This window comes from Paracoccus nototheniae (assembly GCF_004335005.1).
GTDB lineage: Bacteria > Pseudomonadota > Alphaproteobacteria > Rhodobacterales > Rhodobacteraceae > Paracoccus > Paracoccus nototheniae.
The window spans coordinates 1-890 of the sequence record NZ_RQRT01000172.1; the positions used below are offsets into that span (position 1 = coordinate 1).

Genomic DNA, 890 nt, shown 5'->3' on the forward strand with positions numbered 1-890 from the left:
ACGGGATTTGGTCGTAGAACTTACGCAGCCATTTTCAGTTTCATTGCGGGCGTGATGCCGCCGATGCCCATGTTCGGGCGATCATTGTTGTAAGTCCCGAGCCACTGGGTGGCGAAGTGCTGAGCCTTCTCGATGCTGTTGATGATGTATTGATCGAGCCATTCGTGCCGAACGGTGCGATTGTAGCGCTCGATGTAGGCGTTTTTCTGGGGCTGACCGGGCTGGATGTGGGCCAAGGCAATGCCATGTTTCTCAGCCCAATCCAGCAGTGCCTGACTGATATATTCCGGGCCGTTGTCCACGCGGATGGTCTTGGGCTTGCCACGCCACTCGATAATGTTGTTCAGGCTGCGGATGACCTGCTCTGCCGGCAGGGAGAAGTCCACCTCGATGCCAAAACCTTCCCGGTTGAAGTCGTCCAGCACGTTCATGAGCCGGAAGGCGCGGCCGTCCTCGAGCCGATCGGCCATGAAGTCCATCGACCAAGTCACGTTCGGCCTTTCGGGCACGGCCAGAGCGTCCGGCACATCCCGCTTCAGGCGCTTGCGCGCCTTGATCCGCAGGTTCAGCTCCAGGGCGCGGTAGATCCGATAGACGCGTCTGTGGTTTCAAGGGTGCCCCTTCACGCTGCGCAGATGTCCGGGCACACAGCCCGAAGCCCCAAGTTTTGCGGGCGTCGATCAGGCCGACGAGCAGGTCAGCGATCACTTCGTTCTCATCGCCGAGCAGCGGGCTGTAGCGATAGCACGCCTCGCTGATGCCAAACGCCCGGCAGGCGAGTGCGATGCTGACCCCTCGATGCTTTACGGCCTTGGCGGCCATCTCGCGACACTGAGATGGCCCCGTCACTTTTTTCCAAGGGCCTGCTCAAGTTCTCTCGGACCGATGGC

Annotated in this window: 1 pseudogene; it reads right to left on the reverse strand. The window is 60.3% G+C overall.

Features of this window, described 5'->3' with window-relative positions:
* Positions 1-20: 20 nt before the first annotated feature.
* Positions 21-855 (reverse strand): annotated as a pseudogene (locus EG885_RS22335) (IS3 family transposase); the annotation flags it as partial.
* Positions 856-890: the final 35 nt, after the last annotated feature.